This window comes from Bradyrhizobium sp. 142, assembly GCF_023074015.1.
GTDB lineage: Bacteria > Pseudomonadota > Alphaproteobacteria > Rhizobiales > Xanthobacteraceae > Bradyrhizobium.
Genome location: NZ_JADPKQ010000214.1, coordinates 23,623 through 44,349, shown reverse-complemented (window position 1 = coordinate 44,349; position 20,727 = coordinate 23,623). Strand labels below are relative to the sequence as shown.

14 protein-coding genes are annotated in these 20,727 nt (G+C 64.6%); 5 read left to right on the top strand and 9 right to left on the bottom strand.

The annotated features are described in order from the left end of the window. Positions 1–166: 166 nt before the first annotated feature. The 7 genes from IVA82_RS19670 to IVA82_RS19640 all read right to left on the bottom strand — a co-directional run bounded on the left by IVA82_RS19670 (position 167) and on the right by IVA82_RS19640 (position 9,274). The gene (locus tag IVA82_RS19670) at positions 167–2,143 is read right to left on the bottom strand and encodes an acetyl-CoA carboxylase biotin carboxylase subunit (RefSeq protein WP_247389494.1); all 1,977 of its coding nucleotides are present in this window, start codon (positions 2,141–2,143) and stop codon (positions 167–169) included. Then, the gene (locus IVA82_RS19665) at positions 2,140–3,756 is read right to left on the bottom strand and encodes a carboxyl transferase domain-containing protein (protein WP_247389493.1); all 1,617 of its coding nucleotides are present in this window, start codon (positions 3,754–3,756) and stop codon (positions 2,140–2,142) included. The genes IVA82_RS19670 and IVA82_RS19665 overlap by 4 nt, the downstream gene beginning before the upstream one ends. A gap of 108 nt (positions 3,757–3,864) precedes the next feature. After that, positions 3,865–4,731 carry a 3-keto-5-aminohexanoate cleavage protein gene (locus tag IVA82_RS19660; RefSeq protein ID WP_247389492.1) on the bottom strand — a complete coding sequence of 289 codons (867 nt, stop codon included), beginning with the start codon at positions 4,729–4,731 and terminating at the stop codon, positions 3,865–3,867. Positions 4,732–5,061: 330 nt separating this feature from the next. Next, positions 5,062–5,862 carry an AraC family transcriptional regulator gene (locus IVA82_RS19655; protein WP_247389491.1) on the bottom strand — a complete coding sequence of 267 codons (801 nt, stop codon included), beginning with the start codon at positions 5,860–5,862 and terminating at the stop codon, positions 5,062–5,064. Between the two features lie 305 nt (positions 5,863–6,167). Further along, positions 6,168–6,824: a glutathione S-transferase family protein gene (locus IVA82_RS19650; protein ID WP_247389490.1), complete on the bottom strand. Its 657-nt coding sequence runs from the start codon at positions 6,822–6,824 to the stop codon at positions 6,168–6,170. Continuing rightward, on the bottom strand, positions 6,824–7,987 hold the full coding sequence (locus IVA82_RS19645) for an acyl-CoA dehydrogenase family protein (protein WP_247389489.1): 1,164 nt from the start codon (positions 7,985–7,987) through the stop codon (positions 6,824–6,826). The genes IVA82_RS19650 and IVA82_RS19645 overlap by 1 nt, the downstream gene beginning before the upstream one ends. 150 nt (positions 7,988–8,137) lie before the next feature. Continuing rightward, positions 8,138–9,274 (bottom strand): acyl-CoA dehydrogenase family protein, encoded by a 1,137-nt coding sequence (locus tag IVA82_RS19640; RefSeq protein ID WP_247389488.1) that lies wholly within the window; start codon positions 9,272–9,274, stop codon positions 8,138–8,140. A 278-nt stretch (positions 9,275–9,552) separates the two neighbouring features. On the opposite strand from IVA82_RS19640, the gene IVA82_RS19635 reads away from it, so the two are divergent. Beyond that, on the top strand, positions 9,553–11,094 hold the full coding sequence (locus IVA82_RS19635; protein WP_247389487.1) for a long-chain fatty acid--CoA ligase: 1,542 nt from the start codon (positions 9,553–9,555) through the stop codon (positions 11,092–11,094). A 244-nt stretch (positions 11,095–11,338) separates the two neighbouring features. Here the strand turns inward: IVA82_RS19635 and IVA82_RS19630 are convergent, their stop codons facing one another. Continuing rightward, on the bottom strand, positions 11,339–12,109 hold the full coding sequence (locus IVA82_RS19630) for a helix-turn-helix transcriptional regulator (protein WP_247389486.1): 771 nt from the start codon (positions 12,107–12,109) through the stop codon (positions 11,339–11,341). 186 nt (positions 12,110–12,295) lie between these two features. On the opposite strand from IVA82_RS19630, the gene IVA82_RS19625 reads away from it, so the two are divergent. The 4 genes from IVA82_RS19625 (at position 12,296) to IVA82_RS19610 (ending at position 18,687) form a co-directional block, all read left to right on the top strand. Further along, positions 12,296–14,557 carry a marine proteobacterial sortase target protein gene (locus IVA82_RS19625; RefSeq protein WP_247389485.1) on the top strand — a complete coding sequence of 754 codons (2,262 nt, stop codon included), beginning with the start codon at positions 12,296–12,298 and terminating at the stop codon, positions 14,555–14,557. Positions 14,558–14,731: 174 nt separating this feature from the next. Then, complete coding sequence (locus tag IVA82_RS19620) at positions 14,732–15,301, top strand: class GN sortase (RefSeq protein WP_247389484.1); 570 nt, start codon at positions 14,732–14,734, stop codon at positions 15,299–15,301. A gap of 175 nt (positions 15,302–15,476) precedes the next feature. Further along, the gene (locus IVA82_RS19615) at positions 15,477–17,696 is read left to right on the top strand and encodes an acetate--CoA ligase family protein (RefSeq protein WP_247389483.1); all 2,220 of its coding nucleotides are present in this window, start codon (positions 15,477–15,479) and stop codon (positions 17,694–17,696) included. Positions 17,697–17,865: 169 nt separating this feature from the next. Beyond that, complete coding sequence (locus IVA82_RS19610) at positions 17,866–18,687, top strand: MlaD family protein (protein WP_247389482.1); 822 nt, start codon at positions 17,866–17,868, stop codon at positions 18,685–18,687. Positions 18,688–18,728: 41 nt separating this feature from the next. Here IVA82_RS19610 and IVA82_RS19605 read toward each other — a convergent pair whose 3' ends face one another. Beyond that, on the bottom strand, positions 18,729–19,337 hold the full coding sequence (locus IVA82_RS19605; RefSeq protein ID WP_346659676.1) for an autotransporter outer membrane beta-barrel domain-containing protein: 609 nt from the start codon (positions 19,335–19,337) through the stop codon (positions 18,729–18,731). Positions 19,338–20,727 lie beyond the last annotated feature (1,390 nt).

Below are 20,727 nucleotides of genomic sequence, written 5' to 3'. Positions count from 1 at the left end.
CGACGACACCGCAACACTCACTACCGGGCGCCCGCTACGGCTTACCCGGACCGGACTTCCACCGGTTGGACCGCGCCAGCTTGCCTGGCGCACAAGCAAATCCAGAATCCTTCCGCAGCGGCAGTCTGGATTGCTTCGCTGCGCTCGCAATGACGGAGTATGAAGCCTACCCCGCCCCAATCTCGACCACGATCCGGCCCGTCGTAACCTGCTCGCCCTCATTGACGTCGATCGCCGCGATTACGCCGTCGATGCCGGCCTTGTGGACGTGCTCCATCTTCATGGCTTCCAGTGTCAGCACCGGCTGGCCGGCGCTGACACGCTCGCCCGGCTTGACCAGGACGGCGACGACGCGGCCATTCATGGCGGCGCGAACCTTGCCGTCGCCGCCGTTGGTTGCGGCGGATTTTGGCGCGGTGAGGGTGAGATCGATGACCGCAAGCGGGACGCCGCGGTGCTGAACGTAGAGCCGGTCGCCGTCGCGCAAAAATTTTGCGCTGTCCATGACGCCGTCATGGCGGAAGCGAACCGTGTCGGCATCGAGCTGATCGATCTCGAACCTGTCCTGGCGACCGCCGACCGCAACCGTGAAGCCGCCATCGCGTTCGCGGGTGACCTCGACCTCATGCGTGTGGCCGGCGATCTCGATCTTCGCGGGCAGCGGAAACGTTGCCGCCAGGCTCCGTCCGCCGCGCCATGGCGGCGCGAGGGGGCTCGTGACATAAAGCAGGAGACCCGCCAGGGCTGTCTCGAACGCGCTATCCTGCCGTGGCGCCAGCAGCTCATCGCGATGCGCGCCGATGAACGCCGTGGTCGCCTCGCCCCTGGCAAAACCGGGATGGCGCAGGCACGACATCAGGAAGGCCTGGTTGGTGGTCACGCCGAAGGCGGTGAGCTGCTCCAGGCCGACAATCAGGCGCCCTCGCGCCTCCTCGCGCGTCGTGCCGTTGCCGATCACCTTGGCGATCATGGAATCGTAGAACGGCGGAATCTCAGAGCCCGATTGCAAAGCGTGTTCGACGCGCAATCCGTCCGGCACCTGCCAGCGCGCCATGCGGCCGGACTGCGGCATGAAATCATGGGCGACATCTTCCGAGCATAGCCGAACCTCGATGGCGTGGCCCGAGAACCTGATGTCCTGCTGCTTCACCGGCAGCGGCTCGCCACGCGCGATGCGCAGTTGCAATTCGACGAGATCGAGACCGGTGATCGCTTCCGTTACGGGATGCTCGACCTGGAGGCGCGTGTTCATCTCCATGAAGTAGAATTCGCCGTTTGGGTCGAGCAGGAATTCCAGCGTGCCGGCGCCCTCGTAGCGCAGCGCCTTCACCGCGGTGATCGCAACCTCGCCCATTTTCGCACGCAGCTCCGGCGTGACCGCGGGCGACGGCGCCTCCTCGATCAGCTTCTGATGGCGCCGCTGTACCGAGCAGTCGCGCTCGCCGAGATGGATGGCGCTGCCGTGGCTGTCACCGAAGACCTGAATCTCGATATGGCGAGGATTCTGGATGGCGCGTTCGAGGATCACCGTTGGATCGCCAAAGGCCGCCTTGGCTTCGGAGCGCGCGCTGCGCAGCGCACCGGGAAACGAAGCCGCGTCGGCTACGAGCCGCATGCCACGGCCGCCGCCGCCCGCGACAGCCTTGATCATCACGGGGAAGCCGATCTTCTTGGCTTCGGCGAGCATGACCTCGTCGGCCTGATCGGCGCCCTGATAGCCGGGCACGCAGGGCACGCCGGCCTTTTTCATGATCTCCTTGGCGCCGGCCTTGTTGCCCATCGCCTCGATCGCCTGCGGCGACGGGCCGATGAAGACGAGGCCCGCATCCTTGCAGGCCTGCGCGAACCCCTCGTTCTCAGCGAGGAAGCCGTAGCCGGGATGCACGGCATCCGCGCCGCCGACCTTTGCCGCGGCAATGATGGCGGCGATGTTGAGATAGGATTGCGCCGGCAGCGCTTCGCCGATGCGCACGGACTGGTCGGCTTGCCGCACATGAAGCGCATCGCGATCGGCGTCGGAATAGACCGCGACGACACCAAGTCCGAGTCGCCGCGCACTGCGCATCACGCGCAGCGCGATCTCGCCGCGGTTGGCGATCAGGACCTTGAAGAACGGCCGGTGCTGCACTGATCCGTTCCTCATGGGCGGGCCACCGAAAACTGCATGCGCTGGGGCGAGCGTGCGTCGCCCTCGCGGCAGATCGCAAGCACCTCGGACAGCACCGCGCGGGTGTCGCGCGGATCGATCACGCCATCGTCGAGCACGCGGGCGCTGGTCGAGAACACGTCCATCTGGCCGTCGAAGACGCCGACGATCTGCGCCTTCATGGCCTCGAGCTTTTCCTTCTCGATCGGCTTGCCGCGCCGCGCTGCGGCGGCTTCAGTCACAATTGCCATGGTTTCGGCGGCCTGCTCGCCGCCCATCACGGCAGTCCTGGCGTTGGGCCAGGAGAAGCAGAAGCGCGGATGGAAGCCGCGCCCGCACATGCCGTAATTGCCCGCGCCGAAGGAGGCGCCGCAATAGATGGTGATCTGCGGGACCGTCGCCGAGGTCACCGCCTGGATCATCTTCGAGCCGTGCTTGATCATGCCGGCTTCTTCGTAAGATTTGCCCACCATGTAGCCGGTGGTGTTGTTCAGATACAGCAGCGGCGTGCGGGTCTGGCAGCAGGCTTGGATGAAATGCGTCGCCTTGTTGGCTCCGGCGGGATCGAGTGGGCCGTTGTTGGTGATGATACCAATGGCCTGGCCCTCTATGCGGGCATGGCCGCAGACCGTGGCGGGGCCGTAGTTCGGCGCCATCTCGGTGAAGTCGGAATCATCGACGATGCGTGCGATCGCCTGCTTCATGTCCACGGAGCGCTTATGATCCATCGGCATGATGCCGAGCAGCTCGTCCTGGTCGTAGCGCGGCAGTTTGAATTGAGGAGCTACCCTGCCCGGCCGCTCCCACTCCAACGCCGCCATGATCTCGCGTGCGATGCGCAGTGCGTCACGGTCGTCCTCGGCGAGATAGTCGCCGAGGCCGGAGATTTGCGTGTGCATCTCGGCGCCGCCGAGCTCTTCTTCGGTGGCGACCTCGCCGGTCGCGGCCTTCAGCAGCGGCGGCCCGGCGAGGAACGCGCGGGTGCGGCCGCGCACCATGACGATGTAGTCGGACAAGCCGGTCTGGTAGGCGCCGCCTGCGGTCGACGAACCATGGGTGACGGTGACGACGGGCAAGCCCGCAGCGGAGAGCCGCGCGAGATTGCGAAAGATGTTGCCGCCGCGGACAAAGTCCTCGACGCGGTAGCGCAACAGGTTGGCGCCGGCGCTTTCGACGAGCTGCACGTAAGGCAGCTTGTTCTCCAGCGCGAGCTCCTGCACCCGCAGCGTCTTGTCGAGGCCATAGGGCTGGAGCGCGCCGGCGTCGATGCCGGCATCGTTGGCGCTGACCATGCAGCGGATGCCCGAGACGAAGCCGATGCCGGCGATGACGCCGCCGCCGGGGACGCTCTTGTTTGCATCGGGTACGTCGAACATGTAGCCGGCGAGCGTCGACAGCTCGATGAAGGGCGCGCCGGGGTCGAGCACCAGCGCGACGCGCTCGCGCGGCAGCAGCTGGCCGCGCTTGTGGAAGCGATCCTTGGCTGCCGCGGATGCAGCGCGCGTGCGTTCCTCCAGCGCGCGCATGCGGTCGATCAGCGCGAGCATGCCGTCGCGGTTGGCGTGGTAGGCCGCGCTGCCGGAGGAGATGGTGTTTTCGATGGTGGACATAACTTGATCCTGCTCGTCATTGCGAGCGAAGCGAAGCAATCCAGACTGTCACCGCGGAAGGACTCTGGATTGCTTCGCTTCGCTCGCAATGACGGTTAAGGCGCAACCTTACCGATTCGTCCCAAAGATCTTCCGCGCTTCCGCGGGAGATGCGATCGCGCGGCCCGCGCAGCGCGCGCAGGCGGCGGCGGCCTCGATCAGCTGGCCGTTCGAGGTCACCTTCTTGCCGTCGGCGAGATAGAAGGTGTCCTCCAGACCGGTGCGCAGATGGCCGCCGAGTTCGGCGCAGCGCTGGTGCAGCGGCCAGATCTCCTCACGGCCGATCGCCGTGACCTGCCAATGCGCCTCGGGGCGCTTCAGCTTGAGCAGGATCGGCAGCAGATCCGGATCCGACGGCATGCCGGACGCTACACCCATCACGAAATTGTACTCCAGCGGGCCGTTGTACATGCCGACCTGGTTGTACATGCCGACGCAGCGGACGATGCCGACGTCAAAGCATTCGAACTCCGGGATGGTCCCGACCGCGTTCATGACGTCGAGATAGTCCTTCACCTTTTCGACCGAGTTATCGAACATCATCGGCGGCCATGCCCAGCTGTTGTCGGCCTTCACCTTCAGGTAATTCAGCGAGCCGGCATTGCAGGCGGCGATCTCCGGCCTGGTTTCGCGGATGCAATCGAGCGCGCCGCTGTAGTTCGGCCCGGAGACGCCGGAGGTGTGGTTGATGATCACGCCGGGACAGGCCTCGCGGATCGCCTGCTGAATCTCCTTGCTGACGCTGACCTCCCAGGACGGCAGGTGCCCTTTGTCCGGCGCCTGCTGGCGCAGATGGATGTGCATGATGCTGGCGCCGGCATCGAACGCAGCCTTGGCCTCGCGCGCCATCTGCTCCGGCGTGACCGGCACGTTGTGCTGCTTGGGGTCGGTGAGCACGCCGTTCAGCGCGCAGGTGATGACGACCTTATCGCTCATGCCTCTTCGCCCATGACCTGGATGTCTCGCACGTTGCGAATTCAACGCTTGCGATCATGTGACGCGCGGCATGCGGCTTCTTGCGCGGAGAAGCTAGCGGAAAAGTGAGATGTGGTAGGATGGGCAAAGGCGCTCTTGCGCCGTGCCCACCATGTCCGACGGCTGCAGAAGAGGTGGGCCCGCTTCGCTTTGCTCCACCCTACGAGAGCGTTCCTAGTACCCGGAATCAGAGCTCAGTGATACGGCGGCCTTTGGACGAAAGGTGGACTTCTCTCGCTTCGGTAGGCCTCCGATCTTGAATTGCGACTCACGCTTTAAGAAAAGGGAGCACTAGCTCGCCTCCGCGAGCCTCACCGTCTCGCTGCTGCGATAGATCGCGAGGTCGCGCGAGCCGACGAAGATCGCGCGCGGCTTCAACCCGTAGAAGCGACGGATCGAATGGCTGAAATGGGTACTGTCGGGATAGCCGATGTCCTGCGCGAGATGAGCGAGGTTGAGGTCCTGGTTGGCGAAGTGCAGCAGGTGCCGCGCACGCTTCCAGGCGCGGAAGGAGCGGAACGAGATGCCGGTCTCTTCCTTGAACAGATGCAGGAAGCGCGAGGCGGAAAGTCCGGCATCCGCCGCACATGTATCCGCCGTCACAGGTTCTCCCGTGAAGCGACCGAGGCGCGCGACCGCGCGCATCACACGGGGGTCGAGCACGCGGCGCGGCAGCGCCTCACCAAAACACATCTCATCGAATTCGGCGGTGGTGATGTCGCCATAGCGGCGCTGCCGCAGCAGCGCGTAGGCAGCCAGGATCTTGCGGACATAGACGGCCTTGTCCGGTCCGGTGAGTCGCGCAACCAATGCTTCCGACGCTCCGTCCGGCATGCTTTCCGGCTCGAGCGTCACACTGATCGCAGTGCGGTAGTCGCTGGCGATGGAGTGCCGCTGGTTCGGCAGAGTCACTATCAATTCGCCTGACGTGTGGACGTCGTCGATCGAGAGATGCAGGTTGCCTTTGACCGCCACATAGACGTGGCAGCAGCCGGGTGTCCGCTTGCGCGGGCGGCCGAGCAGGCCGGCATAAAACACCCGCTCCGGCGTAATCAGCATCAAATGGTCGGATTCGCGACCGGGGTCTTCCATTGGGGTCCTCCTCGCGCGGCTCTCTGGCCGCTGCGGACGGAGGTCACCTTAGCGGAAATTTGGGCGCTGTCACGGCGCGATAGCGCTGTCATGAGGCGAAAAAGGTGGGCGTTCCGGGGGACAGATGACGGAACAACTCGGAACCTTACAACAACGTCGTCCTGGACAAGCGCAGCGAAGCGGAGCGCCGATCCAGGACCCATTACCCCAAGGTGGAGTTATGGCGTCGGCTGGCAGCCACGAGTCTTCGCCAAACTACTCCCTGGGGTAATGGGTCCTGGCTTTCGCCAGGACGACCACTTGGCTTATGCCCTTACCCTTGGCGCCACGTTCTGCTCAACGCCGGCCTTCTGCTCCGCGGCGACCGCGCGCTTGAAGCCGTCGCGCTGCTGCAGGCGCGCCCAATAGGCCGCGACATTTGGCCCAAAGCCCTTGGCGAGCCCGATGTTGTCGGCAAGGCGGAGCGCATAGCCGATCACGACATCGGCGGCGGTGAAGCGGCCGGCGCACAAGGTCTCGCTCTTCCCGGTCGCGGCCTCGACGGCGCGCAGCCGGCCCAAAAACCATTTTGCATAGTCGCCGGCGACCTGCGGATTGCGGCGCTCCTCCGGCTCGAGCTGGGTGTACCGGAGCACCAGCGTCTGCGGGAAGGTCAACGTGGCATCGCTGAAATACATCCAGTTCAGGAACGCGCCGTAGGCGGGATCACCGGGGTCCACCATCAGCGGCGTCGGCCCGTGCTTGATGCCGAGATAGTGGCAGATGCCGGAGGATTCGGTCATCCGCGCCTCGCCGTCGATCATGAACGGGATGGTCCCGAGCGGATTGAGCGCAAGATAATCCTTGGCGAACACCCGCGGCGGGAACGGCAGCATCTTCAACTCGTATGGCAGCCCCATCTCCTCGAGCATCCAGAGCGGACGGAACGAGCGCGCGGCATCGCAGTGGTAGAGCGTGATCATCAGGAACTTCCTTTGCTGCCGGGCAGCGTACCCATCATCTTGCACAGGACCATCAGCATGACCTCGTCGGTGCCGCCGCCTATCGAGGTCAGGCGGCTGTCGCGATCGGCACGGCTGACAGGCGTCTCGTTGGTAAAGCCCATTCCGCCCCAATATTGCAAGCAGGCGTCGGTGAGCTCGCGGCCGAGCCGGCCAGCCTTCAGCTTGGCCATGGTCGCAAGCTTGGTGACGTCCTCGCCGGCCACCAATGCCTCGCCGGCGCGATAGATCAGCGCGCGCAACAGCTCGACCTCGGTTTGCATTTCCGCAAGCTTGAAGTGCACAACCTGGTTGTCGAGGATCGACTTCCCGAAGGCCTTGCGGTTGCGGGTGTATTCGATGGTCTCGTTGATGATGTATTCGTGCGCCCTGAGGCAGGCGGCAGCGCCCCACAGACGCTCCTCCTGGAATTGGATCATCTGGTAGGTAAAGCCCCTGCCCTCCTCGTCGATCCGGTTGCGTTTGGGCACGCGCACATTGTCGAAGAATATCTGCGCGGTGTCGGAGGAACGCATGCCCAGCTTGTCGAGCTTTCGCGCAACGTTCACGCCCTTGGCCTTCATGGGCACGCAGATCAGCGACTTGTTGCGGTGAACCGGCCCGTCGCCGGTGTTGGCGAGCAGGCAGATCCAGTCGGCCTGGGTGCCGTTGGTGATCCACATCTTGCCGCCGTTGATGACGTAGTCGTCGCCATCGGAGCGCGCCTGGGTCTTGATCGAGGCGACGTCCGAGCCTGCGCCGGGCTCGGAGACGCCGATGCAGGCGACGTAGTCGCCCGCGATCGAGGGACTGAGAAACTCCCGCCGCACCTCGTCGGAACCGAACCTCGCCAACGCCGGCGTCGCCATGTCGGTCTGCACCCCGATCGCCATCGGCACGCCGCCGCAATGGATAGCCCCCTGCTCCTCCGCCATCATCAGCGCATAGGAATAATCGAGGCCCGAGCCGCCGAACTCCACCGGCTTGTTCAAGCCGAGAAAGCCGAGGCTGCCCATCTTCTTGAACAGCTCATGCGCCGGGAAGATGTCGGCCTTCTCCCAGTCATCGACATGAGGATTGATCTCGCCCGCGATGAATTTCTGCAAGCCGCGACGGATGTCGTCGTGGTCGGCGGTGAATAGCATCGTCTCTTTCGAGCTCCATCCTCTTGTCATTCCGGGGCATCGCGCAGCGATGAGCCCGGAATGCATTTCTCCACGGCATCTGCGGCACGATGGATTCCGGGCTCGCTCCGCTTCACTTCGCGCCCCGGAATTACGCCAGGAGACAGAAACTCACAGCTCCATCTGCCTGCTCGCCAGATCCTTCATGATCTCCTCGGTGCCGCCGCCGATAGCGTTGACCTTGACTTCGCGGTAGATGCGCTCGGCCTTGATGCCGCGCACGAAGCCGGCGCCGCCAAAGATCTGCACGGCTTCCGAGGCGCAGAACGCCATGGTCTGCGTCGCCTGGTTCTTCATCATGCAGATTTCCGCGACCGGGCTCTCGCCCTGCTCGAGCCGCCAGGCCAGCAGCTCCAGCATCGCCTGGCTGGCCGCGACCTTCTGCGCCATGTCGACGATCTTGTGACGGATCACCTGGTGCTGCGCCAGCGGCTTGCCGAAGGTCTTGCGCTCCTTGGCGTAGGCAATCGCCTCATCAAGGCAGACCCGCGCGAAGGCGGTGCAGCCCGCCGCCATGCCCATGCGCTCGCTGTTGAAATTCTGCATGATGATCTTGAAGCCCTGACCCTGCTCGCCGATCAAATTCCCCGCCGCGACGCGGCAGTCGTCGAAATGCAGCGTCGCGGTGTCGGAGGCCCACCAGCCCATCTTCTTGAGCTTGGTGCGCGACAGGCCGGGCGTATCGCCCTCGATCAGGAGAAGGCTGACACCGCCGGCGCCCTCGCCGCCGGTGCGCACCGCAACGGTCAGATAGTCGGCGCGCATGCCTGAGGTGATGAAGGTCTTCTCGCCGCTCACGACGTAGTGATCGCCGCCGCGTCGCGCCTTGGTGCGCAGATTAGCGACGTCCGAGCCACCACCCGGCTCGGTGATCGCGAGCGCAGAGATCTTCTCGCCGGACAGCACCTGCGGCAGCACACGTGCCCTGACCTCTGGGCGCGCCGCGCGCGCGATCGGCGGCGAGCCGATGGTGTGGCTCATCAGGCTGGCACTGATGCCGCCAGCCCCGGCCCGCGCCAGCTCCTGGCTCGCCACGATCCTCATGAACTGGTCGGCGGCGATACCGCCATATTCCTCGGGAAATCCGAGCCCCAACAGCCCGATCCCGGCGGCCTTGCGATAGAGCACGCGTGGGAATTCGCCGGCCTCGTCCCATTCGTGGGCGAATGGCTCGATCTCCTTTTCGACGAAGCGGCGCATCACGTCGCGGAAGGCATCATGCTCGGCGGTATAGAACGGGCTTGTCATCGCGATTTCGCCTCGCTGATGGCGATTCTTCTGATCCACCATGGCCGGAACATCGGCGCCTCACTTGCGCGGAGTGGCTGGCCCAAGCGAGCCGCGCCGAACAGACCGCGACCTAGCAACTCAACGCAAGACGATTTTCATCCCTCGCAGGCCAACTCCGGGTCAAAAAAGACGTCATGCACAAGACTCCGGCTGGCCTCCCAAGGCCATGCCGGCCATGTTGCACGGCAAGCGCGCGCCTGACTGCAGGCGGCATAAGATCGTCGAGGGAGGGACTAGTGGCCGTTCGTTACCACGACTGGATCGGCCATCATGCCCGCCGCACGCCGGGCAAGGTCGCGGCCATCGACCTCGCCAGCGAGCGCCGCATCACCTATTCGCAATTCGACGCACGCATCTCGCGTCTCGCCTCGTTCCTGCGTGATGCGCTAAAAGTTTCGCGCGGCGACCGCGTCGCGGTGCTGGCGTTGAACACCACCGATACGCTGGAGGTGCAATTCGCCTGCGGACGGCTCGGCGCCGTGTTCGTGCCACTCAACACTCGCCTCACCGTCCCTGAGCTTCAGTTCATCACCGCCGATTGCGCGCCAAAGGTGATGATCCATGACACCGATCTCGCCGAGACCGCGCTGAGCGCGGCTCTATGCGGCGTCGCGACGAGCCTGTTGCTCGGCCCCGACGAGGCCTATGAGGCCGGCATCGCGGCCGCAAAGCCGCTCGAGGCAATCGAGGAGGTCACGCTCGATGACGTCTCGACGATCATGTACACCTCGGGCACCACGGGCCATCCGAAGGGCGCGACCATCACCCATGGCATGACCTTTTGGAATTGCGTCAATCTCGGCGGCCCCGCCTGCATCGGACCGTCCTCCGTGTTGCTCACCGTGCTACCGCTGTTTCATACCGGCGGGCTGAATTGCTACACCAATCCGGTGCTGCACGCCGGCGGCACTGTGATGATCATGCGCGCCTTTGATCCCGGCACAGCGCTCGGCCTGATCAACGATCCTGCGCAGGGCATCAATGTGTTCTTCGGCGTGCCCGCGATCTACCAGTTTATAGCGCAGCACCCGGCTTTTGCTGCGACCGACCTCAGCCGGCTGATCGTCGGCGGCGCACCGATGCCGGTGCCGCTGCTGAAAGTCTGGGAGGCGCGTGGTGTCGCGCTCCAGCAGGGCTATGGCATGACCGAGACGTCGCCGGCCGTGCTGGTGCTCGACCGCGAGGATGCGGCGCGGAAGGCCGGCTCGGCCGGCAAGCCGGTGCTGCACACGGAGGTGCGCATCGTGCGCCCGGACGGCAGCGACGCCGATATCGGCGAGCTCGGTGAGCTCTGGGTCAAGGGACCGAATATCACGCCGGGCTACTGGAACAGGCCGGAAGCGAACAAAGCCTTCTTCACCGACGGCTGGCTGCACACCGGCGATGCGACGCGCGTCGACGAGGAAGGCTTTTACTACATCGTCGATCGCTGGAAGGACATGTACATCTCCGGCGGCGAGAACATCTATCCGGCCGAGGTCGAGAACGTCCTGCACCAGCTCACCGCGATCGCCGAAGCCGCCGTGATCGGCATTCCCGATCCGCAATGGGGCGAGGTGGGCCTCGCGATCGTCGCAGTCAAGCCGAGCGAAAGGCTAAACGAGGCCGACGTCTTCGCGCATTGCGCGGCCAATCTGGCGCGCTTCAAATGTCCGCGCCAGGTTCGTTTCGTCACGGCCCTGCCCCGCAACGCCACCGGCAAGATCCACAAACCGACCTTGCGCAGGGAGTTTTCGGTAGCCTCCGAAGTCGACGAGGCCAAAGTCGCCAACGCCTGACCAAAGCCCCACGCGGGCGCTTCTTTATCTTGAAGTGCCTGCTCCAACCCACAAAAAGTCCAAGGAACTTTCATGAAGAGCAAGAAGCTCTCGCTGCTTGCCGCGGCAACGGCTCTGACATTGCTCTCGGCCCAGGCCGGTTCCGCGCAGAAGAAATGATGACGGAGAACATCAGTCGGTCGGGGCTCATGCCGGATCTTACTCATCAACCTGATCGCGCGGATCGCCGACTGAGGCGCAATATCTAGGCCGGCAGAAACAACGCAAAAGATTCGTCGACCGTACGCTGCAGGTGATCCCGGTACAGCTTGTAGTTTGCGTGGTCGGATCCGATCCGGCCCACGGCTGGATCGATAATATTTCGTGCGGGCACGTAGGCGATCGGCGCCGCAATCGGCGTCAGTTGCGAGCCTGGGCCGGCGCGGAGCGTCGAGATGATTCCGTACATCTCGCCGGCGACGGTCGGCCGCGACACCGTGATCACGCGATGCTGGCCGTGCTTGATGATGACCAGATAGATGAAGCCGGACTGGTGAGGCACGGCGACTTCGCCGCTGTGCTCATAGGCGGCATCGGTCCGCTCGCCCTCGCGGAAGACAAGCGAAGGGACCTTCGGCTCCCAGGCGATTTGGGTGCGATAAGCAAAGATCGCGTCCTTGTCGCCGAAGGACGGTCGCAGCGTGATGTAGAGGTCCTCGAGCCAGGTCACCGCGCGGTGCGAATAGGATCCGAGACTGTCTGGCGCGACATCGTTTGCGGCCGGAGGCGTCACCACGACGGGGCTCCTGCGCAGCGACACGCCCAGCGCCTGCTCGAGCCGGACCGTGGTTGCCAGCGTGAACGGCCGGCGTCCGCCGAGCACCTTCTCCAGCGTCGACAGGCTGAGCTTGGCCTGTTCGGCCAGAGCCTGCCGCGAGATGCGCCGTCTGGCGAGCTCCTCGCGGATCGCGCCCGCGACCTCGCGGCTTTGCTCGTCCGAAAGCTGCTTGTCGGAGAGTTTATCCTGCGTCTGCATCGTTACCCTGCTCCAGGGCGATTACTCTAGCAGGACGGACAAGTCAGCACAAAACCGCACATCGCCGCCTTGGCGGCCGCCTGCCCGGGCCAGAGGCGGCGGAACATTGCCGATCATTCTGCTCGCGAAATCTGCCCCTCCCGGCGGATGCTGAGAACCAGCAAACATCTTTCGGGAGCAGGTCAAATGGACACGTACGACGCGGTCGACAACGACGAACACCCTATGCTGGGCCGGCTGATCAAGTTCGGACTGTTTCTTCTCGTGCAGGGCATTGCCGTGATGCTGGTCGCCTTCGTGGCCCTGCTCGTGAGCTTCGAGCCGGGCTGGTCGGCGACGACGGAGCAGGCGAGCCTGCTGCGGCCCGGCGATGCCCGTTCCGGCACCCTCCTCCTGAAGGAGGACGGCGCCTATACCGAAGCCATCCGTCTCGGCATCGATGTCGACGTCACGGTGTCCGGCCCGACACTGCGCGCCCGCATCACCCAGGTCTTCCGCAATCCCAGCAACGACTGGGTCGAGGCGACCTATGTCTATCCACTGGCGACCGACGGCGCGGTCGATACGCTGAAGATGGTCGTCGGCGACCGCCTCATCGTCGGCGACATCAAGGAGCGCCAGCAGGCGCGCGTCATTTACGAGCAGGCGCGCCGCACCGGCCAGAAGGCCGCGCTCACCGAGCAGGAGCGGCCCAACATCTTCACCAACTCGGTCGCCAATATCGGCCCTGGCGACACGGTGCTGGTGCAGATCGAATACCAGGAGCCGGTGCATCAATCCGGCAGCGAATATTCACTGCGGCTGCCGCTGGTGGTCGGACCGCGCTACAATCCCGCCCCGATCGCACAGAGCGTCGACTTCCGGCCCGACGGCTCCGGCTGGGGCACGACCACGACGGACCCGGTGCCGGACCGCAACCGTATCTCGCCGCCCGTGCTCGATCCCGGCAAAAATCCGCCGGTCAATCCGACCAGCATCACCGTGCGCCTGAAGGCCGGCTTTGCCCTTGGCGAAGTGAAGAGCCATCACCACACCATCAAGATCGAGAGCCCGGACAACACGACACGCGTCGTCACGCTCGCCGACGGTGCCGTGCCCGCCGACCGCGATTTCGAGCTGGCCTGGAAGCCGGCGGCAGAAAAAGCGCCGTCGGTCGGACTGTTCCGCGAGCATGTCGGCGATGCCGATTACCTGCTCGCCTTCGTCACACCGCCCACCGAGCAGGCGATGCAGAAGCCGCTGCCCCGCGAGGTGGTGTTCGTGATCGACAATTCCGGCTCGATGGGCGGCACGTCGATCGTTCAGGCCAAGGCGAGCCTGCTTTACGCACTCTCTCGCCTCCAGCCGGCCGACCGCTTCAACGTCATCCGTTTCGACGACACCATGGACGTGCTGTTCCCCGCGTCAGTGCCCGCGGGCGCGGCGCATATCGGCGAAGCGACCTCATTCGTAAGCGCCTTGCAGGCGCGCGGCGGTACCGAGATGGTGCCGGCGATGCGAGCGGCGCTGACCGACAAGCTTGGCGAGACCAGCATGGTTCGGCAGGTCGTGTTCCTGACCGACGGCGCGATCGGCAACGAGCAGCAATTGTTCGAAACGATCACCGCGATGCGCGGCCGCTCGCGCGTTTTCATGATCGGCATCGGGTCCGCGCCCAACACCTATCTGATGACGCGCGCGGCCGAACTCGGCCGCGGCGCCTTCACCCATATCGGCTCCGTCGAGCAGGTCGAGGAGCGCATGCGCGGCCTGTTCGCCAAGCTGGAAAATCCGGCCGTGACCGGCCTCACCGCAAAATTCGCGGAGGCCAAGGCCGACGTCACTTCGGCGATCATTCCCGACGTCTATCGCGACGAGCCGCTGGTGCTGGCAGCGAAGCTCGACAAGCTCGCGGGCTCGCTCGAGATCAAGGGGCGCATCGGCGACCGCCCCTGGTCGGTGACGCTGCCGCTGCAAAATGCCGCCGAGGGCAAGGACCTGTCAAAGCTCTGGGCGAAGCGCAAAATCGCTGACGCGGAAGTGGCGCGCACCATGCGCGAGATGACGCCGGAAGAGACCGACAAGACGATCCTGTCGCTGGCGCTCGACCATCAGATCGTCACACGACTGACCAGCCTCGTCGCGGTCGACAAGACGCCGAGCCGACCCGAAGGCGAGCCGCTCAAGCTCAGCGAGGTGCCGATCAACCTGCCGGCCGGATGGGATTTCGAGAAGTTGTTTGGCGAACGGCCGCAACAGGCACCGACGCAACTGCGCGAGCGCCGCGCCGATGCGGGCAGCCAGCCCGCGACCAGGCGGCCGATGCCCGCCGCGCCCGATGCGATCCGTTTGCCCAAGACCGCAACCTCGGCCGAGCTGAAGATGATCGCAGGCCTGATCCTGATCATGCTCGCCCTGGTCCTGTTCGCGTTCAACCGGCGTCAGCCCTTGCTCACTGACGCCGCTTGAGAGAGGAACCCCCGAACTCCTCTGCTTCTGCGCGCGCGGCTGCACGTCCCACCCCAAATGGCCGCGCGCGCCTTTATTTGTTGTCAATGCGAGCGCAGCGAAGCAATCCAGGCTGCCTCCGCGGAAAGATTCTGGATTGCTTCGCTTCGCTCGCAATGACGAGTGTGGAGACAAATGCCCCGCCTCATCTCACCACTCGCCCTAGTGCTGGCCGGCATCATTCTGTTCGGCGACGGCGCCTACATCCACGCCAAAGCCTGGCTCGCGCAGGTGCTGCTAGAGCGCGCATTCGACAGCAGCGTTGCGACGGGCCAACCGGTCAGGCCGTGGTCCTGGGCCGACACCTGGCCGGTTGCACGGATCGAGGTGAAGCGGATCGGCGCTAGTGCCATCGTGCTCGCAGGCACAAGCGGCCAGGCCCTGGCCTTCGGGCCCGGCCATATCCACCAAACGGCTGATGCCGGCGAGCGCGGTGTTGCCGTATATGCGGCCCATCGCGACACACATTTCCGTTTCTTGCGGGATGTTGCCATTGGTGACGTAATCGATGTCACACGCAGTGACGGCAAGCACTTTCGCTATCGGGCGGATGCCTCCGCCGTGGTTCGCTTCGATGCCTCGGGCATCGATCCTGCTGCTCAGGATGTCGAACTCGCGCTCGCCACTTGCTGGCCGTTCGACGCCGTAACGTCCGGCCCCGAGCGCTTCATCCTGCATGCCACCTTGATCGAAAGCGACCGATAGCAATGCGACCGGCCTCTCGTCGCCGGCAACGCGAGCGGTGATCCGAACGCGTCGATCACCCGTGCTTGAGGCGTGTTCATTCCATCGCACGGCATACCCACCCGTTGCCACTCCGAAGAACTCGCCCTAGAACAGAATGACGCGCACCAACAAGAACAATATGTGAGGTCACGCTATGGAAGCTCGCGTATCTGCTGCGTCCGGTTCTTCGCACCCATGGTCTCCGCCGCGCGACGCCAGCGACATCGTCAAGGGCATCCACGCCATGCTGCACCCGCACAACATCGTGCTGGTGGGTGCGACCGACAAGCCCGGCAATTATGCCGAGCGCATCCGGAATAATCTGGTCAAGTACGGCTTCGAGGGCGGGCTCTATCCGGTCAATGCCAAACGCGAAACCGTCTGGGGCGTCCCCTGCTACAAGGACTTTGCCAGCCTCCCCGAAAAGCCCGATCACGTGCTGGTGCTGGTGCCCGCACGCTTTGCCGTGCAGGTGATCCGCGACGCCGCCGTGGCCGGCGCGCGTTCGGCCACCATCGTCACCTCCGGCTTCAGCGAGCTGCAGGATGAAGAGAGCCAGAAGCTTGCCGCCGAACTGCAACAGGCGGTGCGTGAGACGGGCCTCGCGGTCACCGGCCCGAACTGCCTCGGCAATTTGAGCGCCGGCGAAAAGCTCTTCACCAATATCGACGACCGTATCGTCACCATGGAACAGGGTGCTGTGGCGATCGCGGGGCAGTCCGGCGCCATCGTCATGGCGATCCGCCAGGCGCTCGAGGACCGCGGCGTCGGTGTCGGCTACATGGTGACGACCGGTAACGAAGCCGGACTCGAGACTCCGGACCTGATGCGCTATTTCGCCGAGGATCCGAGCATCAAGGTGATCGTGGTCTATCTCGAAGGCGTGCGCAACACCAAGGCGTTCCGCGACGCCTGCAAGGCTGCGCGCGCGGCCAGCAAGCCGGTGATCGCGCTCAAGCTCGGCTCGTCCGAGGGCGGCCGCGCGGCAGCGATGGCACACACCGGTGCGCTCGCGGGCTCGATCGAGACGTTCGACGCCATCGCAACCCGCGAGGGCGTGATCCGCGTACGCGGGCTCGACGAGCTGATCGAGACCACCGAATGTTTCGTGCATGCCGCGATGCCCCAGGGCGATCGGCTTGCCGCCGTCACGCTGTCCGGCGGCAAGCGCGGCATACTGATCGACGCCTTCTACGCAGCCGGCCTGAACTTCGCGCCGCTGAGCCCGCATGTCAGCGGCGAGCTGGCAAAAATGCTCGGGCCAGGCTCGATCGTCGGCAATCCACTCGATGCCGGCTTTGCCGCGGTGGTCGACCCCTCCGTCTACATGAAATCGATCGAGCTGATGATTGAGGATCCCGACATCGACATTGTCATCGTCGATTCCGAGATGCCAAAGGCGCCGCACGAGCTGCGCGAGCGCAATTTGCGCATCGTCAATGAGATGGCGAGCCGGGCCTCGAAACCGGTGATCTATATCAGCGCGATGTCGATCGGCTTCAGCGAATTCACCAAGAGCTTGCGCAAATCGCTGCCGCATCTGGCGGTGATGCAGGGCATGGACCGCGCGGTCACCGCGATCAAATCGCTGCTCGACTATGCCAAGCTGCGCAAGGAGGTGCCCGACATCGTCTCAAGTTCGAAGCCTGCCGCGCGCGCCGTGCTGGAGAAGACGCTGAAATCGGCTACCGGCGCCGCACTCGACGAGGTCGCCTCGAAGAAGCTCCTGAAGGCCTATGGCATCCCGGTCTCGAAGGAGGCAATCGTACAGACGTCGGCGGGCGCCGTGAAGATCGCCAGGCAAATCGGCTTTCCGGTCGTGGCAAAAGTCGTCAGCGCCGAGATCCTGCACAAATCCGATATCGGCGGCGTAGTGTTGAATCTGAGCAGCGCGACGGAGGTCAAGAAAGCGTTTGCCGACATCACTGCGCAGGTGAAGAAACTCGAGGGCAGGCCGAAGCTCGACGGGATCCTGATCGCGCAGCAGGTCAAGGCCGATCTCGAACTCGTGGTCGGCGCGTCCCTCGATGCCGAGATGGGGCCTGTCGTATTGTTTGGCACCGGCGGAATCGACATCGAGCTGATGAAGGACGTAGCGCTCGCCGGCGCGCCGCTGGACGAGGCCGAGGCGCGGCTTTTGATCGGCCGGACCAAGGCCGGCATCAAGATGCGCGGCTATCGCGGCAAGCCGGCGTTGCACGAGACTTCCGCCGTGAAGGCGCTGGTCGGCCTGTCCAACCTGATCGCGGATGCCGGCGACCGGATCGCCTCGATCGACGTCAATCCGTTCCTGATCAACGCCAGGACCGGCGTCGCCGTTGATGCCCTCATCGTCCTGAACAATGCGGCGGCAAAACGTGCCGCCGGGCACTGAGGCACCACCGTAGGGCGGATTAGCGTAGCGTAATCCGCCAACTTGTCCCCATGCACGCGCCAGGCAGTGGCGGGTTACGCTTCGCTAACCCGCCCTACTTACCATTGCGACCGAAGTGCCATCCGGGCACCTTCCAACTTCCCCGCTTTGGCCGTAGAATCGTAGCTGCATGGCACGCGCGAGCAATCTGGTGATCGGGACGGCGACGCTGGCGGCGATCGCCGTGGCATTCGGTGGCGTGCTCGACATGCAGAAATGGCGCACCATCCAGAGCCGGAGCCAGTTGCGCGTCGTGTTCGAAGGCGGTTCCGCCAGCGGCCTGCGCCGCGGCGGGCCGGTCAATTTCGATGGCGTGCCCGCCGGCCAGATCCTGTCGATCAAGCTGGACAATCCGCGCAAGGTCGTGGCGCTGGTGATGCTCGACAACACAGCGCCAATCCGCAAGGACACCGTCGCTGGTATCGAGTTCCAGGGCCTCACCGGCGTCGCGGCGATCTCGCTGATCGGCGGCGCACCCTCCGCGCCGCCAGTGCCGCTGGACGTCGACGGCATCCCCATGCTGGTCGCCGATCTCAGCGACGCCGAATCCATCGTCGACACCCTGCATAGTGTCGACCGTTCGATCGTCAGCAACGCACCCGCGATCAAGGACGGCCTGCATACATTCGAGGGCTACACCGCCGATCTGAGGAGCAAGAGCGCCGAGATCGACTCCGTCATGGCCAAGGTCGACGGCGCCTTCGCGGGCGTCGACAAGGCGGTGACGAAGATCGAAAGCGTGGTGCCCGGCTTCGTCGACGGCAAGGCCGACGAGCTGTTCGAAAAAATCAGGGAAATGCACGAACTTGCCGACACCGTGAAGAAGAAATCGGCGAACTTCCTCGAGGACGGCCGCAAGACCCTGCTCGACATCAGCGAAGCCGCCAACAAGATGAGCGGAACGCCCGTAGCACCACGCCCGCCGCGCAAGCCGCCGCAGAAGAAGCAGTAGGGCTCTTTCTCATCCTCACCTCCATGGGAGGGTAGCAACCCCTACCACGCGTAGCGCACGAGGCCCTTGCCGGCGCAGGAGCGGGTGACGTTCGAGAACTCGCCCTCAAAGGTCAATGCCGCGGACCAGCCGTTCATCCAGTTCATCTGCACCGACGCCGTGGTCAGCGCGGAATCGCGCGCCTGCGCGGCGCCGTTCACGACGAAGGCCGATCCCGGCAGCGTCTGGAACACCGCACCGACGCTGCGGTCCGGATTGAAATCATGCGCCCAGGCGGCTCGGCCGCGCAGCGTGACCACACCACCGGCGGCCGCAAACGATTTGTCGGCGCGCAGGCCGAGTTCGGTGCGGGTGCTGGTCACGTCCTTGGCGGCATAGTTGAGCGCGAAGACGTTGCTGCCGACGACCGCTAACTCTGAATGGCCCGGAAGGCTGAACGTGGTGGCCTGTAGCGCGGCATAGGGCGTGAGGCCGATCCACTGCGTCGCGTGGCGGTAGCCGCCCTCGATTCGGCCTGAGAGCGCGTTCGCATTGAACTGCGCGCGCAACTGGTCGAAGCCGGCGGCCGTGACGATGCGATTGGTGGTGACGTCCTGCCAGCCATACGCCAGCGCCGCCGTGACATAGGCAGGTCCCGCCGTGTAGCGCACGAAGGCGCCCGCCTGGAACAGGTCCGAGCGGCCCAGCCGAGCCCGTTGACGCTGAAGCCGGTGCCGCCGCCGGCCAGCGCAAAGCCCGCAGTCGTCGATGGCGAGAAGCGATAGTCGAGACCGACCGCTGTGCCGTAGACGTTGCTGGTGGTGTTGTTCGAACCGAGCGCGGCATTGCCGTCGGTTGTCTGCGAGCCGCCATAGCCAGCCGCCCAGACGTTCCAGCGCTGCTCGAAACTAGTCGGCCGCGCCTTGCGGTAGATCGAGGCAAAGGGGTCGCTGGGGCGCTTGCCGGTTGCGACAAAGGCACTTGCATTCGTCTCGTCCGCATAAGGCGTCGCGCCGGGCACGCCGCTGCGCCCAGTACCGAAGACATCGGTCAACAAGCCGAGGAACAGGTTCATCGCATCGAAGGTCGTCTGCTGCGATCCTGTCCCCGGCTCGCCGGAGGCTTGCGTCAGGCCCGCCGGCGAGAGATCGGCCAGGACCACGGGAAGGCTGCCGGTCCGGTTGAAGACGCCCGTCAGGGCGTTGGCAACATTCTGCTGATTGACGTTGAGACCTGTACCGTAGCTCAGCGAGAGATCCAGAAAGACGTTGTTGGGATCGTAGCTCAGGCTGGCCTTCAGGTTCGACGACAGACCCGCGACGACCGGATTGAACGTGTCGGGAAGCGTTGTCGCATTCAGGATCGTGTAGTGCTTCGCGATCGAGCCGGTCGGGACGACCGTGACCGTGGCACCATTGAGCGTAGAGGTCCCGGTGACGACCGCGATGCCGTTGCTCGCGCCCGAGACCTGCACCATGTACGTCGACGCCGTCGTGAAGGTGAGATCGCCGTTCACATTGAGCGTTCCGGTCGGGTTACCCGGCGCCAGCGTGCCGCCTTTGACGTTGATCGTGTTGACGTTGCCGACGCCGCCGAATGTGCCGCCCGTCGCGACGCTCACATTGCCGTTGATGGTGCCGACCAGCGTGAGCGTACCGCCCAGCACGTGCCAGTCCTGATTGCCGGTGCCGGTCACGGTCCAGGTCGAATTGTCGACCTTGTTGAAGGTCGAGAAGCCGTCATATTGAAGACCGGCGCCGAGCAGGCTGAGGTTGAACGTATCCTCGCCGGTGCCGCCAAGCTGGAACGTATCGGTGCCGGAGGCGAACACCTGGCCGTTGATGACGCTGCCGGGACCCAGCGTGAGTGTGTTGTTGCCGCAGCCGCAAAGATCGATCGCCGCAAAACCGGTCGCGGCATTGATCGTGCCTGAGTTGAAGACGGTGCCGCCCTGGTTCAGATTGATGCCGATGCTTCCAACGCCGACACTGATAGTACCGGTGTTGACGACCTGGTTGCTTGTCGACGTCGTCGACACATAGATGCCGTAGCCCGCGTCCC

Bases quoted from the DNA above. Each gene is read 5' to 3' on its own strand.
- IVA82_RS19655 (WP_247389491.1), bottom strand. From the start codon at position 5,862: ATGGAAGACCCCGGTCGCGAATCCGACCATTTGATGCTGATTACGCCG.
- IVA82_RS19660 (WP_247389492.1), bottom strand. From the start codon at position 4,731: ATGAGCGATAAGGTCGTCATCACCTGCGCGCTGAACGGCGTGCTCACC.
- IVA82_RS19625 (WP_247389485.1), top strand. From the start codon at position 12,296: ATGGACACGTACGACGCGGTCGACAACGACGAACACCCTATGCTGGGC.
- IVA82_RS19645 (WP_247389489.1), bottom strand. From the start codon at position 7,987: ATGCTATTCACCGCCGACCACGACGACATCCGTCGCGGCTTGCAGAAA.
- IVA82_RS19630 (WP_247389486.1), bottom strand. From the start codon at position 12,109: ATGCAGACGCAGGATAAACTCTCCGACAAGCAGCTTTCGGACGAGCAA.
- IVA82_RS19670 (WP_247389494.1), bottom strand. From the start codon at position 2,143: ATGAGGAACGGATCAGTGCAGCACCGGCCGTTCTTCAAGGTCCTGATC.
- IVA82_RS19640 (WP_247389488.1), bottom strand. From the start codon at position 9,274: ATGACAAGCCCGTTCTATACCGCCGAGCATGATGCCTTCCGCGACGTG.
- IVA82_RS19615 (WP_247389483.1), top strand. From the start codon at position 15,477: ATGGAAGCTCGCGTATCTGCTGCGTCCGGTTCTTCGCACCCATGGTCT.
- IVA82_RS19665 (WP_247389493.1), bottom strand. From the start codon at position 3,756: ATGTCCACCATCGAAAACACCATCTCCTCCGGCAGCGCGGCCTACCAC.
- IVA82_RS19650 (WP_247389490.1), bottom strand. From the start codon at position 6,824: ATGATCACGCTCTACCACTGCGATGCCGCGCGCTCGTTCCGTCCGCTC.
- IVA82_RS19620 (WP_247389484.1), top strand. From the start codon at position 14,732: ATGCCCCGCCTCATCTCACCACTCGCCCTAGTGCTGGCCGGCATCATT.
- IVA82_RS19610 (WP_247389482.1), top strand. From the start codon at position 17,866: ATGGCACGCGCGAGCAATCTGGTGATCGGGACGGCGACGCTGGCGGCG.